General features: G+C 41.3%; 15 protein-coding genes and 2 pseudogenes. 7 read left to right on the forward strand and 10 right to left on the reverse strand.

Features of this window, described 5'->3' with window-relative positions:
* Positions 1-3: 3 nt before the first annotated feature.
* Together RAC86_RS26140 and RAC86_RS26145 are read left to right on the forward strand one after the other, a co-directional pair.
* On the forward strand, positions 4-444 hold the full coding sequence (locus RAC86_RS26140; RefSeq protein ID WP_377886184.1) for a GNAT family N-acetyltransferase: 441 nt from the start codon (positions 4-6) through the stop codon (positions 442-444).
* 1 nt (position 445) lies between these two features.
* Positions 446-1,048 (forward strand): YczE/YyaS/YitT family protein, encoded by a 603-nt coding sequence (locus RAC86_RS26145; protein ID WP_017695807.1) that lies wholly within the window; start codon positions 446-448, stop codon positions 1,046-1,048.
* A 67-nt stretch (positions 1,049-1,115) separates the two neighbouring features.
* Here the strand turns inward: RAC86_RS26145 and satA are convergent, their stop codons facing one another.
* On the reverse strand, positions 1,116-1,637 hold the full coding sequence (gene satA, locus RAC86_RS26150) for a streptothricin N-acetyltransferase SatA (RefSeq protein WP_319620354.1): 522 nt from the start codon (positions 1,635-1,637) through the stop codon (positions 1,116-1,118).
* Between the two features lie 408 nt (positions 1,638-2,045).
* Between satA and RAC86_RS26155 the strand changes: the two genes are divergently transcribed.
* The 3 genes and pseudogenes from RAC86_RS26155 to RAC86_RS26165 all read left to right on the forward strand — a co-directional run.
* Positions 2,046-2,402 carry an MmcQ/YjbR family DNA-binding protein gene (locus tag RAC86_RS26155; RefSeq protein ID WP_021481096.1) on the forward strand — a complete coding sequence of 119 codons (357 nt, stop codon included), beginning with the start codon at positions 2,046-2,048 and terminating at the stop codon, positions 2,400-2,402.
* Positions 2,403-2,561: 159 nt separating this feature from the next.
* Positions 2,562-3,128, forward strand: a complete 567-nt coding sequence (locus RAC86_RS26160; protein WP_377886180.1) for a dihydrofolate reductase family protein — start codon at positions 2,562-2,564, stop codon at positions 3,126-3,128.
* 242 nt (positions 3,129-3,370) lie between these two features.
* A pseudogene (locus tag RAC86_RS26165) lies at positions 3,371-3,529 on the forward strand (DUF255 domain-containing protein); the annotation flags it as partial.
* A 105-nt stretch (positions 3,530-3,634) separates the two neighbouring features.
* Here RAC86_RS26165 and tet(L) read toward each other — a convergent pair.
* Together tet(L) and RAC86_RS26175 are read right to left on the reverse strand one after the other, a co-directional pair.
* Positions 3,635-5,011, reverse strand: coding sequence for a tetracycline efflux MFS transporter Tet(L) (gene tet(L), locus RAC86_RS26170; RefSeq protein ID WP_085185287.1), 1,377 nt, complete (start codon positions 5,009-5,011; stop codon positions 3,635-3,637).
* Positions 5,012-5,044: 33 nt separating this feature from the next.
* On the reverse strand, positions 5,045-5,107 hold the full coding sequence (locus RAC86_RS26175; protein WP_010886645.1) for a tetracycline resistance efflux system leader peptide: 63 nt from the start codon (positions 5,105-5,107) through the stop codon (positions 5,045-5,047).
* Between the two features lie 252 nt (positions 5,108-5,359).
* Between RAC86_RS26175 and RAC86_RS26180 the strand changes: the two genes are divergently transcribed.
* Positions 5,360-7,429 (forward strand): thioredoxin domain-containing protein, encoded by a 2,070-nt coding sequence (locus RAC86_RS26180; RefSeq protein ID WP_377886181.1) that lies wholly within the window; start codon positions 5,360-5,362, stop codon positions 7,427-7,429.
* Here RAC86_RS26180 and RAC86_RS26185 read toward each other — a convergent pair.
* Positions 7,426-8,325: a CPBP family intramembrane glutamic endopeptidase gene (locus RAC86_RS26185; protein ID WP_088327378.1), complete on the reverse strand. Its 900-nt coding sequence runs from the start codon at positions 8,323-8,325 to the stop codon at positions 7,426-7,428. The two genes, RAC86_RS26180 and RAC86_RS26185, sit on opposite strands and share 4 nt — an antisense overlap.
* A gap of 229 nt (positions 8,326-8,554) precedes the next feature.
* Between RAC86_RS26185 and RAC86_RS26190 the strand changes: the two genes are divergently transcribed.
* Positions 8,555-9,910, forward strand: coding sequence for an MFS transporter (locus tag RAC86_RS26190; protein ID WP_029318525.1), 1,356 nt, complete (start codon positions 8,555-8,557; stop codon positions 9,908-9,910).
* Between the two features lie 33 nt (positions 9,911-9,943).
* On the opposite strand, the gene RAC86_RS26195 is transcribed toward RAC86_RS26190, so the two are convergent.
* The 6 genes and pseudogenes from RAC86_RS26195 to ssbA all read right to left on the reverse strand — a co-directional run.
* Complete coding sequence (locus RAC86_RS26195) at positions 9,944-10,498, reverse strand: sugar O-acetyltransferase (protein WP_015250785.1); 555 nt, start codon at positions 10,496-10,498, stop codon at positions 9,944-9,946.
* Between the two features lie 15 nt (positions 10,499-10,513).
* Complete coding sequence (locus tag RAC86_RS26200; protein ID WP_213414713.1) at positions 10,514-10,894, reverse strand: VOC family protein; 381 nt, start codon at positions 10,892-10,894, stop codon at positions 10,514-10,516.
* 55 nt (positions 10,895-10,949) lie between these two features.
* Positions 10,950-11,885 (reverse strand): transcriptional regulator CcpB, encoded by a 936-nt coding sequence (ccpB, locus tag RAC86_RS26205; RefSeq protein WP_377886182.1) that lies wholly within the window; start codon positions 11,883-11,885, stop codon positions 10,950-10,952.
* 57 nt (positions 11,886-11,942) lie between these two features.
* The gene (gene xth / locus RAC86_RS26210; protein ID WP_377886183.1) at positions 11,943-12,701 is read right to left on the reverse strand and encodes an exodeoxyribonuclease III; all 759 of its coding nucleotides are present in this window, start codon (positions 12,699-12,701) and stop codon (positions 11,943-11,945) included.
* Between the two features lie 63 nt (positions 12,702-12,764).
* Positions 12,765-13,004, reverse strand: coding sequence for a 30S ribosomal protein S18 (rpsR, locus tag RAC86_RS26215; RefSeq protein ID WP_003219224.1), 240 nt, complete (start codon positions 13,002-13,004; stop codon positions 12,765-12,767).
* Between the two features lie 43 nt (positions 13,005-13,047).
* Positions 13,048-13,374 (reverse strand): annotated as a pseudogene (gene ssbA / locus RAC86_RS26220) (single-stranded DNA-binding protein SsbA); the annotation flags it as partial.

The raw sequence follows: 13,374 nt of genomic DNA on the forward strand, positions 1-13,374 counted from the left end.
ATAATGAATATAAAAAGAATAACAACTGAAGCTGATTTACATGAAGCTTTTAATATTAGAAAGACGGTTTTCATTGAGGAGCAACATGTATCGGAATCCGAAGAGTTCGATGAATTTGATACGCTCCAGGAACAATGCCAGCATGTCTTGGTATATCATGAGAATCAGCCTGTCGGCACGGGCCGTGTGCGCATCGTTGACCATACAGCAAAGCTGGAAAGAATCTGCATCCTAAAACCTTACCGTAAGTACGGATTGGGGAAAGTCATCGTAAGCGGGTTAGAAGAAATCATAAAAGAAAAAGGACTGACTGCATGTAAGCTGCATGGTCAAACACAAGCAGCAGGCTTTTATCAAAAACTGGGCTACCAGATTTCTTCACAGGAATTTATGGAAGACGGCATCCCTCACGTCCTGATGACAAAAGAAATATCGCGGATTTAACATGAAATATATTTTTTACGGATTAGGCATACTCATATTAAGTTTGGGCATTTCCTTAACCATACAATCAGGACTGGGCACATCACCCTTCGATGCCCTTTTGGTTGGTCTGTCAAAAGAAATCGGTCTTACCGTAGGGAGCTGGGAGGTCCTTATTTCTGTGATCCTCTTAATCTGCAACGCTATATTAACGAGAAAAAAACCTATTTTGCTAGGCTTAATTACAGCATTCATTACTGGAATAGGCATTGACCTATGGTTGTTTGTTGTAAAAAACACCATCTATCTAAATGCGTTGTTAAGCAAACTGATTTGTTTCGGAATTGGTTTGGTGCTCATCGGTCTTGGAACAGCCATCTATCTTCAGACGAAATTCGCATCAACACCCATCGATCATTTAACACTTATTATCCGAGATCTCTCCAAAAGAACAATCTTGTTTTCAAGAACATTGGTATACGCTCTTTTCTTAGTATTAGCCATCATCTTTAAAGGCCCTATCGGCATCGGAACCCTATTAACCGTCTGTTTGGGAGGAATGATCCTTCACGTTTTTATGCCTATTGTGGAAAAACAATTCTTATCAAAAAAAAGAAGGGGTTAAAAAACCTCTTCTTTGAAAAAACGAAACGCAAAACAAGCTACGTTTCGTTCAATAATTTTATGATAAATTAAAATTTATAGTACCAAAAAATCGCAATTTCATTTGCTGTTGGAAGGTTGGAATAAAGCATCGTATCAACTGCACCTATTATAAAGTGATGTTTGGCATAAAAACGACAAGCTGAAACATTAATATCTTGTGTTTCAAGCATAAGACCACAAAAGCGATTCTCCTTTGCCCACTCAATCGCTTTATGTAATAATGCTGTTCCAACGCCTTTTTGTCTATAGTCTTTTGCAACGGCAATGTCCTCTATTAGTGCATACCCATTCCAGTTAGAACGAATCTTAATCCGGCCGATGCAGTTGTTTTCAACATAATATAAAAAGACAACCTTCCCTTCATCTTCAATATAACTAACATCCATTTCATCATCTTCATATTGTTTAAAATAAGGTTTAGAAAATCGTTCCTCAGTATATGTCCAAACACCGTTTTCAAAAGCAGGTATCATTCTCCCAAAAACAACGAAAGGTTCGTTTGGTTTATTGAAATCTTTCAAATTCATTTGAGTCATTTTCTTGATCATATCAATCCCCTCCTAAACGAGATTATATTAGCATACTCGTTTCGATCGATAACAGCTTCCAAAAGGGCACTCTTTAAAAGAACAGCATCCATTACCTTTTATATATAGCGATTTTTCTATTTCACTGTCTTAATAGGGTATTTCAACAGAGGCTTGTGGTACAGTAAAAAGGAATAGAAACAAGAGAAAAGAAGATGAACCTATGCCCACTAACAATAAACTCAATGAGAAATATCATACTTCCTTCAACTCGCCCACAACCCTGTTGACTAGTATCCGTGGAGAGAGGAAGCTTTGACACAGCTTCTGCCATTGATGACATCTCTATTGAAGTATCCAAAGGACAACCAAGGATCGCTCTTTGACTTTTTCAAGAAGAAAGTAGAGTGAATAAAGGAGTGATTGAGTATGTTAACAAGAGAAGATATCTTTAAACACGTCAAAGAAAAATACGGTACATCGCCTGATTACCCGTGGGAGAAATACCCAAACTATGCTTCTTTGAGACATACATCAAACAAAAAATGGTACGGTCTTATCATGAATGTTCTCCCAGAAAAATTAGGCTTGGATGGTCATGGCGAAATAGATATTCTAAATCTAAAATGTCCCCCTGAAATAAGTGATAGCTTAAGAAACGGGGAAAATATCTTACCCGGATATCATATGGATAAGGAACATTGGATTTCAATTGTTTTAGAACGGACAGATCCAGAAGGCGAAATCTATAACTTAATCGAGCAGAGCTTTCATTTAACCAAGTGAAGATAAAGAGTGTTCCTGCTAATCAAGCTGCGAAGAGTAGTGGGCACTTTCATTTTAGGATACTGTTCTTCACTCTGTCCACAAACGCAACTTAGTTCATCTGGTGCGAGAGTGGGAGAAGAATTTCAACCAACTTCTTATGTAAAAGGATGAATAGTTATGACAAATAACTTAAAACAGAGAAGAATCATTTTAGATTTAGCAGTTACTTTAGATGGTTTTATTGAAGGGAAAAATGGAGAAGTTGATTGGTGTATTATGGACCCTGATATGGGGTTTACTGATTTTTTAAATCAAATTGATACTATTTTATATGGCAGAAAAAGCTACGATTTATGGGGACAATACATTCCAAAAAATGAAGACCCTGATACAGAAAAGGAACTTTGGAAATTGGTTCATAGTAAAAAGAAATATGTTTTTTCCAGAACACAAAATGAGATTGATAATCAAGCCATATTTATAAATGATAATATTCATGAAGAAGTAAATAAATTGAAGAAAAATCCTGGCAAAGACATCTGGCTATATGGTGGAGCGAGTCTCATTACAACTTTTATAAATTTGGGGCTTGTTGATGAATTTAGATTATCTATTCACCCTGTTGTTTTGGGAGAAGGAAAACCGTTGTTTATTGATGTAAAACAGAGGATAAATTTAAAAATGGTGAATACAAGAACATTTTCCTCTGGCGTTGTGCAAATCGTTTATCATTGGAATGGCTAACATTGTAAAGTAACACTCGACAGTAATCCTTCTTATTGAACTAAAGGGGAATCCATAAATAATGGGTTCCCCTTAATATACTATGGAATTATCAATATCAAATTTTCTGTAATAAAAGAGGATTGAAAAGGACGGTGTCTCCTCCATTAACATCATTAAGCATTATAGTATATTTTCTTCTCCCTCTTTTAAGTAATCGGCTAAGTTTTGTATTTTATAAAAAAACGAAAGAAGGTGATCCAATGCCTATTAACAATAAACCCAATAGATTAATCGCTGAGAAGTCTACTTATTTTACTGCAACATGCCACAATCCTGTTGACTGGTTCCCTTTGGGAGAAGAAACATATGAAAAAGCGAAACGCGAAAACAAGCCTGTTCTCGTATCTATTGGGTATAGCTAACGATGGCTAATCTAAAGAACATGCTATTGATGCCATGTTTATTCATTTTACAAAAAAGGATCAACCTTGGATTACTTTTACAAGATTGATCCTTTCACTCATTTAGCGATGCCTCCGCGAACGTTTATATACATTCAAGATTACTAGCCAACAAATAACAATGGTTCCTGCAAAAAGTATGAGCATATTGCTATACAAATAGGTAGAGTGATCAACGTCAATAGGCAGCAGCCTATTGTCTAAGAAGCCGATAGATAATAAACCGCCTACAATCGCAATACCCGTTCCCTCTGATAAAAAGCTCGTGAAATTAAGCAAACTCATTCCAGCGCCCGCTTCCTTTTCTTTCAAACTGCTAGACACAACTGTAGATATAACTGTTTTTGTGAAAGATAGCCCTCCAAAAACAAAAATTACTATAATTGTCATGATCCATGGTGCTGCATCTATAAAAAAGGCAGCGATTAAAAAGCCCGAAGAAAGCAATGCACTTCCAATAGTTAGTACATACAAGGAACCTTTCCGATCAACAAGCAATCCCCCAATGTAACCAAAGATGATGACACTCATTGTTCCGGGGAAAATAATGCCGCTTCCAATTGCTGTAGTACTTAAATGGTGAACATCTTTCATCATGTAAGGAACCATAGAGACAAATCCTGCTACTGTACCAAATATTAGTCCTCCGCAAAGGGTTCCAATCACAAAAAAGACGTTTTTCCCTAATTCAGGGTCAACAAAAGGGTCCTGAGCTTTCCTAATGTGTTTTACAAATATGAAGAAAGCAAGAATACTGATGATCAGAAAAGAAAATCTATAAGATGTTGTAAACAGCATAAAAAATACGATACCTGCAGACATCAATATAATCCCTGCCATATCAATGTGTCCTCTTATTCTCTCTTCCTTTTTCAACAATTTTATAAGGAATGGAACGGTGATAATTGTTGCAGTTGGAATAAGCAGCAAATACGACCAATGGATATAATGAGCAACCATTCCGCCAATAGCTGGCCCAACACCTTCTCCCATTGCTACCAGGGACCCGATCAGGCCAAATGCTTTCCCCCTGTTCTCTTTTGGAATATAGCGCGCAACGACAACCATCACAAGAGCTGGGAATGCGGCTGCACCAATCCCTTGAATAAACCGGGCTAGAATGAGTATAGAAAAGAAAGAGTGTCCAACAAATCCAATGATCGACCCAAAGCCATTTACCATAATCCCAAATAGAAGCAGCTTTTTAATGCCCAGCTGATCCGATAACTTTCCATATAGAGCTGTTCCAATGGAGAAGGTTAACATAAAGGCAGTATTCACCCAGTTTGCACTTGCTGGCAGTTTATTAAAATCGTTGGCGATATCAGGTAATGAGACGTTCAGAACCATTTCATTTAATACGCTGAAAAATGATAGAACACAAAGCCAAATCAAAACTTGATTGTGCCGTAAAGTTGACTGTGAATAAGACGTATTCACAATTTCCCCTCCATTAATGAGGGCAGACGCAGTTTATAGGGTCATTGATACGCTTCCCTCTTTTAATTGTACCCTGTTCATTTTATTGCACTTCATAATAACTCCCCCTACATTTGATTGATATGATCTTATTATATATAGACTAAGGTTTAAACTTTTACTTTTTTTATAAAAATTTGACCAGATTGCGAAACAAGGAAAAACGTTATTCGCATTTATCTCAAGTGGCAAAATGAAACATTAGTTTATATTTTCACATCACAATTATCGATAAGCAGTCAGTTATTGTATTTGTTTAGGATAACTGTGGTAACCTGAATATAACCAACTTAGGAAGAAGGTGATCCCATGCCAAATAAAAGTAAACCCAATAGATTAATCGCTGAAAAGTCTCCTTATTTACTCCAACACGCCCACAACCCTGTGGACTGGTTCCCGTGGGGAGAAGAAGCATTTGCAAAAGCAAAACGCGAAAACAAGCCGGTTCTGGTCAGCATCGGTTATTCGACATGTCATTGGTGCCACGTTATGGCTCACGAAAGCTTTGAAGACGAAGAAATCGCGCGTCTTCTCAATGAACGGTTTGTGGCGATTAAAGTCGACCGGGAAGAGCGACCTGATGTGGATTCTGTTTATATGAGAATCTGCCAGCTGATGACCGGGCAGGGCGGCTGGCCGCTGAATGTGTTTATCACGCCTGATCAGAAGCCGTTTTACGCGGGTACATATTTTCCAAAGACGAGCAAATTCAATCGTCCCGGTTTTGTTGATGTGCTTGAGCATCTGTCTGAGACGTTTGCGAACGACCGTGAGCATGTCGAGGATATTGCGGAGAACGCCGCTAAACATTTGCAGACCAAAACAGCCGCCAAATCAGGCGAAGGCCTTAGCGAGTCAGCGATTCACCGGACATTCCAGCAGCTTGCCAGCGGGTTTGATACGATCTACGGCGGTTTCGGGCAGGCACCGAAATTTCCGATGCCCCATATGCTGATGTATTTGCTTCGTTATCATCACAATACGGGGCAGGAGAACGCTTTATACAACGTGACGAAAACGCTGGACAGCATGGCGAATGGCGGCATTTACGATCATATCGGCTATGGGTTCGCCCGCTATTCGACCGATGACGAGTGGCTCGTTCCCCACTTTGAAAAAATGCTGTACGACAATGCGCTGTTGCTGACCGCTTATATAGAAGCCTATCAGGTCACGCAAAACAGCCGTTATAAAGAGATTTGTGAGCAGATCATTACGTTCATTCAGAGGGAAATGACTCATGAAGACGGAAGCTTTTTCTCTGCTTTAGACGCGGATACAGAAGGAGAAGAAGGAAAGTACTACGTGTGGTCAAAGGAAGAGATTCTGAAAACGCTCGGGGACGATCTCGGAACGCTGTATTGCCAAGTGTATGACATCACTGAAGAAGGAAACTTTGAAGGCAAAAATATTCCTAACCTCATTCACACAAAGCGAGAACAAATCAAAGAGGATGCCGGGTTAACCGAAAAAGAGCTCAGTCTCAAACTCGAAGACGCAAGACAGCAGCTCTTGAAGGCACGCGAGGAAAGAACCTATCCGCATGTCGATGATAAAGTGCTGACCTCATGGAACGCGCTGATGATCGCGGGTCTTGCGAAAGCGGCAAAGGTATACCAGGAGCCGAAATATCTCAGCCTAGCGAAAGACGCCATCACATTTATTGAAAACAAATTAATCATCGACGGCCGTGTGATGGTCCGATATCGTGATGGCGAAGTGAAAAACAAAGGCTTTATCGACGATTACGCTTTTCTCCTATGGGCTTATCTGGATCTCTATGAAGCTTCGTTTGATCTTTCTTATTTACAAAAAGCGAAGAAACTGACAGACGATATGATCAGCTTATTTTGGGATGAGGAGCATGGCGGATTCTACTTCACCGGACACGATGCAGAAGCCTTAATCGTACGGGAAAAAGAAGTGTACGACGGCGCCGTGCCTTCCGGAAACAGTGTGGCAGCTGTTCAACTGTTGCGTCTCGGACAAGTCACAGGCGACTTATCACTGATCGAAAAAGCGGAAACAATGTTTTCCGTGTTCAAGCCAGACATCGACGCGTATCCGAGCGGCCATGCTTTCTTTATGCAAAGTGTGTTAAGGCATCTAATGCCTAAAAAAGAAATCGTTATTTTTGGCAGCGCAGATGATCCAGCCAGAAAACAAATCATAGCGGAGCTTCAAAAAGCCTTTAAGCCCAACGACTCCATTCTGGTAGCAGAGCTTCCTGATCAATGCAAAGACATTGCGCCATTCGCTGCAGACTACCGCATCATAGACGGCAAAACAACCGTTTATATTTGTGAAAACTTCGCCTGCCAGCAGCCGACAACGAATATCGAAGAAGCCATCCACACGTTAATAAGCAGCAGGGATTAAGATCCTTGCTGCTTACTTTTTGATTTCTTATGGTACCATAAAGCGATCCCCGCAAACACAAGGTTGACCGCTATCGTAAAGAAAGCCTCCCACATCGGGTTCCCCCGCGTAACCGTAAAGAGAGAAGGAATTCCTCCATACACACTGTTTTTTTCTGTAATAAACATACACAAAAACATATTATTCGCGGCATGGGCGCCAAGTGATATTTCGATGCTTCCAGTTTTAATCGTGTAATAGGTCCACACAAAACCAAATGTTAAATACTCAATTCCTGCCCAGACAGCACCGTTGTTCATTTCTGGATTCGCAAAATGCAATACGCCAAACAATCCTCCGACAATCAGTGTCAAAAATAGTGGATTTTTCGTCAATCTCCCGAAAGCTTGAAGCAAAAATCCCCTGAAAAACAGTTCCTCAGCTGATGTCTGAATCGGAACCAAAATGAGGGCAGCCGCTAGCAGCCAGATAAAGCGTGAGGCATTAAACTCTTGCATTGAATAGCTATCAGGATGAATCGCAAAATCAATCAATTGTACGGCGATCATCAGCAAGAAATAAGCAATAAAACCAAAGGAAATTCTCCGCCAATTCATCTTTGAATTTGGTGTAATCACAGTTCGGAAAGGCCGCTTCAAAATAAAGTGCACAGCCAGCCAAACTCCTGGAATGGCGAATAAATAAATCACATGGGACAAATAAAGATCTACGAGAGGATCACTCAGCACAGCTTCATCCAAATCAAACGTGATATTGGGATTCACAATAACCGTGAACAGTATAACGAAAAGGTAAGCTATATTCCCGAATACATATAACCCTACCATCACCAAAAAAGCGAAAAAATATCTCCACAACGTATTGTTTCCTTCTATAGGACGGATAAATGAATTCATTCCTTCTATGTCTCTTCCTTTCAATGAGAATATTACTATATATTTGCATAAATTGGTCTATCAATCTACTGTTTTGGAAATCTTTTAAGCAAAATTAAAATATAAAGAGTGAATTTAGTTCTTCCATCTAGTGATTTGAACTCTGTTGCCAATGAACCAAGATACTTATAATAGTCCCAAGAGGGGAATTTTCAGTCTTTTCTTACTACTAAAAAGGGGGGGGTTTTTTATGAATACGATCTTCAAACAAAAGAATACACATCCTTTCTCAAACGCAGCGAATCGTTTAGACCGCCTTCCGATTTCACGCGTTCATTTCCAAGTGTTAACCGCTCTCGGCATTGTTTATTTCTTTGATCTCGCAGATTTATTTACCCTCAGCAATGTAGCGCCGGCACTGATCGAGCATTGGGGCATCCCGCTTTCAACTATTGCTAACGTAACGGCTGCTTCGTTTTTAGGCATGTTTTTAGGCGCTTCACTGGGCGGACGGCTGTCCGATCGAATCGGCCGCAAAAAAGCCTTAAATCTATTTGTCTTTGTTTTCTCAATCGCATCGCTATGCAATGCTGCGGCATGGGACATTCCATCTTTAATGACATTCCGTTTTCTCACCGGATTTGGCGTTGCAGCCGCCATGGTCATTACGAATAGCTATTTGGCGGAATTTTTCCCTTCAAGTGTTCGTGGAAAATATATTTCTTTTTGTGCCATGATTGGATTGATCGGGGTTCCGATCACCAACATTGTGTCTGCCTTTGTCATTCCTCTTGGTTCATGGGGATGGAGGCTAGTATTTGTATGGGGTGCCGTCGGCCTTATTTATTTTTTCTTCATCCGCCGTCTGGAAGAGTCACCTCGCTGGCACGAAAATCGCGGGGAATATGCGAAAGCCGATGCGATCCTCAATCGAATTGAGGCACAGGTTGAAAAGGAGAAAGGCCCGCTTCCGGCAGCATCCCAGCCTAAAGTAAGCGAAACTGTTAAGCAGAATGCAGGTTATGCCGGCTTATTGAAAGGCAGAAACCTCAAAATCACCATCGTATTATCTGCTGTATGGATTTTTGAAACGTTTGGGTTTTACGGATTTGCCTCATGGGTTCCAAGCCTGCTAAAAAGCAATGGCGTCACCATGGAAAATACATTGTGGTATAACGTATTGCATTCCGTCGGCGCTCCGCTTGGCGCACTGCTCGGCTCCATGATTTCCGAAAGATTTCAAAGAAAATGGATTTTAGCTGCGAGTGCGTTTCTGACGGCCATCGCCGGGCTCTTATATGGTATGACTTTTATTCCCATCATGATCATTGTATTTGGTTTTATCGTGAATATCACAGAACGGGTCTTTACCTCGAACTTATACGCCTATACATCTGAACCTTATCCGACTGAATACCGCTCGTCTGGCAGCGGTTTAGCCTATGGTCTTGGCCGTTTTTCAAACATTTTTGGCTCATTGCTTGTCGGATTTATTGCCGTTCAGCTCGGCTATATCAGCGTCTTCTTATTTATTGGGGGCTGCTGGCTCGCATGCTCCTTGCTGTTAATCTTCTTCGGTCCTAATACGAATGCGAAACAGATTTAAAAAAGTCAGTGCGGATCTGCCGCACTGATCTCATTACAATTGCTTCAAAATCCTCGCGGGGTTTCCGCCTACAACAGTATTAGCGGGTACATCCTTAGTGACAACAGATCCAGAAGCAATCACTGCGTTATCACCGATTGTCACTCCCGGGTTAATCACCGCCCGGCCTCCAATCCAAACTTGATCTCCAATTGTCACAGGCTTACCGAACTCCTTCCCGGATTTCCTTTCGATCGGATCAAGAGGATGACCGGCCGTGTAGATATGTACACCTGGCGCAATCAAACAATGACGGCCGATACGCACCTCACACACATCTAAAATGACACAGTCAAAATTAACAAATGTATGATCTCCGATATGAATGTGATAGCCATAATCACAGCGGAATGTCGGCAAAATGGTGACTTGATCCCCAACCGAACCGAGCAGCTCCTTCAAAAGCTCTGTCCGCACTATATCATCTTCCGGTGTTTCGTTATATTGTCTAATCAGCTGTCTCGCATGCTTGCGTTCTAGTAATAGTTGTTGATCTTCCGAATTGTATAATTCTCCGGCTGCCATTTTTTCTTTTTCTGTCCTCAGCATTTAAGTCACTCCATGTCAGATTGTAATCTCGATCAAATTTCCTTCATCATCCTCAATCACACTTTCATAGTAGCCGTCTCCTGTTGTCCGCGGGCCGTTGACGACGGCAAAACCATCCGCCTTCAACCGAGCAGTCAGTTCATCCACTTTCTCCCGGCTCCCAACGGAAAAGGCAATATGTGCCCAGCCTGTCATTGTTTGTGAGGGCGGATCGGTCACATTTCCTTTTTTCATAATCTCCAGCCTTGCTCCGGAACCAAACGTAATAAAATAAGACTTAAAATCTTTTTTCTCATTATGATACAAATCATTCGCTTCGCCATTAAAATACGATTCATAAAAAGACTTCATTCGCTCTAAATCATTGACCCAGACCGCTGTATGTTCAATCTGCATTTCTTCCTCCTCCTTCGCCTTCAATGAAGTTATAAGGTATGAAATGCATTTCAGTTCAAGCTTTTTTCTTAAATTTATGCTGAATTTTGATATCAGCGGGTTCATCCTGAAAAAATAGAGAAAATGCTGCGATGCCGAGCTGCTCAAGATTCAAATCAAGCGACGGAAAACCAAGAACACGGCTGATAGAAGTATTTCCCTCGCCTATGATTTCAACATCCCAATTACTCTTTTTGGCAAATAGATGAATTCCAGCTGCCACTTCATCACTATTTGCATAAATAGCAGTCGGAACCCTCCCGCTCATATAAAAATGTTCAGCTGCCCGCTCACCATCATTCATATCGTTGCATCCGGACAGCATATGGCGGTCTTCCAACCTTCCGCAGACAGCTTTATAGGCCGCAGCTTTATCAGCCGTGCTCGGGCTCCTATCAGCTTCTCTGACACACGTAAAAGCAATATTCTCATGCCCGCGGCCCTTTAAATAGCGAAAGCTCTCTGCATAAGCAGCTTTTCTATCATTAAAAGCACAAGGGACATCAATGTCTCCGGTATCCTCACAAGCGATGACCGGCCCATATTCCTGATAAGCTAAAATGCTGTCCCAATGATTGGCGCGGGAAGTAATGATGAGACCGTCTATTTTCTTCGTTCTTAACAGCTCTAAATATTTGATTTCAATATCGGGGTTATAATTGGTGGGGAGAAGGGTCGTTGCATACTCATGCTGAAAAGCCGCCTTGGTGATTCCGTTAACGATTTTATCAAAGCAGGGATGATCGCTATAAGGCAGAATCACACCGACTGTATGGGTTTTCCCGCGAATGAGATCGATTGCGGTTCGATTTGGTGTATAATCCAATTCCTTCATGACTTGATGAACAAGCTTTCTCTTTTCTTCAGATACATAAGGATGATGATTCAATACACGCGAGACAGTCGAAACAGATACATTTGCCAGCCTTGCGATCTCTTTTATATTTGCCATCTCTTTCTCCTTTTCATTAAAAAAAGCAGTAAGTGTAAAATCCTTACTGCTATCTCATCATATATTGAGGATAAGTTCAACAGGACAATGGTCGGAACCCATGACGTCCGCTGATATGCTGGCATCTTCAATCTGTTCCTTAAGGCTTTCAGAAACAACAAAATAATCAATCCGCCATCCAATATTTCTGTCCCGGGCGCCGGCACGATACGACCACCAGGAATAAGCGCCTTCAAGATCAGGATAAACATGACGGAAAGAATCAACAAAGCCAGCTTCTAAGAAACGAGTGAATGCCTCTCTTTCTTGATCTGAAAATCCAGCGTTATTCCGGTTCGCCTTTGGATTTTTCAAATCAATCTCCTGATGGGCTACATTCAAATCACCGCATAAAATCACTGGTTTTTTCTGATCCAATTCAAGAATATAAGACAATAAAGCCTCTTCCCATTGCATGCGGTAATCAATCCGCTCTAATCCCCTTCTGGAATTGGGCGTGTAAACAGTCATCACAAACACGTTTTCAAATTCCAGCGTAATCACTCTGCCTTCTTGGTCATGCTCTTCTACTCCGATACCGTAGATGACCTGCAGCGGTTCTTGCTTAGAAAAAACAGCTGTGCCAGAATATCCTTTTTTCACTGCATAATTCCAGTACACATGATAGCCTTCAGGCTGGAGATCAACCTGGCCGTCCTGTATCTTCGTTTCCTGAAGACATATAATATCTGCATCCGCTTCTTTCAAATAAGAGAGGAAATCCATTTTTCTCATCACAGCCCGCAGGCCGTTTACATTCCATGAAATCAACTTCATGTTTCATCCTCCCCCTATAAAAAAGAGCAAGAACCCGCAGGTCCTTGCTCTTTACGCATCAGCTTACTCACCGCTTACGTATGGAAGTAAAGCCATTTGACGTGCGCGTTTGATCGCTGCAGTCAATTTACGTTGGTATTTAGCGTTTGTTCCAGTTACACGACGTGGTAAAATTTTACCGCGTTCAGAAACAAACTTTTTAAGAAGATCTACATCTTTGTAGTCGATGTGCGTGATACCGTTAGAAGTGAAATAACACACTTTACGGCGTTTCGCACGACCGCCTCTGCGTCCTCCTGCCATTGTCATTTCCCTCCTTTCTTTTTCATTTTAGGTGATAATCACATTAGAATGGAAGATCATCATCCGAGATGTCAATCGGTTTGCCGTCGTTGGCAAATGGGTCATCATTAAAGCTGTTCCCCTGATTGCGTCTCTGGTTGTTTTGATTTCCCCCAAATGGATTATCATTTTGGCCTCCGCCAAAGTACTGGCCTCCGCCGCTGTTTCCTTCGTTGTATCCACCTGAACCAGAACCGCCGCCGTTTTTCGGCTCAAGAAATTGAACACTTTCAGCTTGGACCTCTGTCACGAAGACACGCTGTCCTTGCTGGTTTTCATAGTTTCTTGTTTGTAAACGGCCATCTACGCCTGCAAGGCTTCCTTTTTTCAA

The sequence above is a fragment of the Bacillus sp. LR_5 genome, assembly GCF_042709275.1.

Bases quoted from the DNA above. Each gene is read 5' to 3' on its own strand.
- RAC86_RS26140 (WP_377886184.1), top strand. From the start codon at position 4: ATGAATATAAAAAGAATAACAACTGAAGCTGATTTACATGAAGCTTTT.
- RAC86_RS26145 (WP_017695807.1), top strand. From the start codon at position 446: ATGAAATATATTTTTTACGGATTAGGCATACTCATATTAAGTTTGGGC.
- satA (WP_319620354.1), bottom strand. From the start codon at position 1,637: ATGATCAAGAAAATGACTCAAATGAATTTGAAAGATTTCAATAAACCA.
- RAC86_RS26155 (WP_021481096.1), top strand. From the start codon at position 2,046: ATGTTAACAAGAGAAGATATCTTTAAACACGTCAAAGAAAAATACGGT.
- RAC86_RS26160 (WP_377886180.1), top strand. From the start codon at position 2,562: ATGACAAATAACTTAAAACAGAGAAGAATCATTTTAGATTTAGCAGTT.
- RAC86_RS26180 (WP_377886181.1), top strand. From the start codon at position 5,360: ATGCCAAATAAAAGTAAACCCAATAGATTAATCGCTGAAAAGTCTCCT.
- RAC86_RS26185 (WP_088327378.1), bottom strand. From the start codon at position 8,325: ATGAATTCATTTATCCGTCCTATAGAAGGAAACAATACGTTGTGGAGA.
- RAC86_RS26190 (WP_029318525.1), top strand. From the start codon at position 8,555: ATGAATACGATCTTCAAACAAAAGAATACACATCCTTTCTCAAACGCA.
- RAC86_RS26195 (WP_015250785.1), bottom strand. From the start codon at position 10,498: ATGCTGAGGACAGAAAAAGAAAAAATGGCAGCCGGAGAATTATACAAT.
- RAC86_RS26200 (WP_213414713.1), bottom strand. From the start codon at position 10,894: ATGCAGATTGAACATACAGCGGTCTGGGTCAATGATTTAGAGCGAATG.
- ccpB (WP_377886182.1), bottom strand. From the start codon at position 11,885: ATGGCAAATATAAAAGAGATCGCAAGGCTGGCAAATGTATCTGTTTCG.
- xth (WP_377886183.1), bottom strand. From the start codon at position 12,701: ATGAAGTTGATTTCATGGAATGTAAACGGCCTGCGGGCTGTGATGAGA.
- rpsR (WP_003219224.1), bottom strand. From the start codon at position 13,004: ATGGCAGGAGGACGCAGAGGCGGTCGTGCGAAACGCCGTAAAGTGTGT.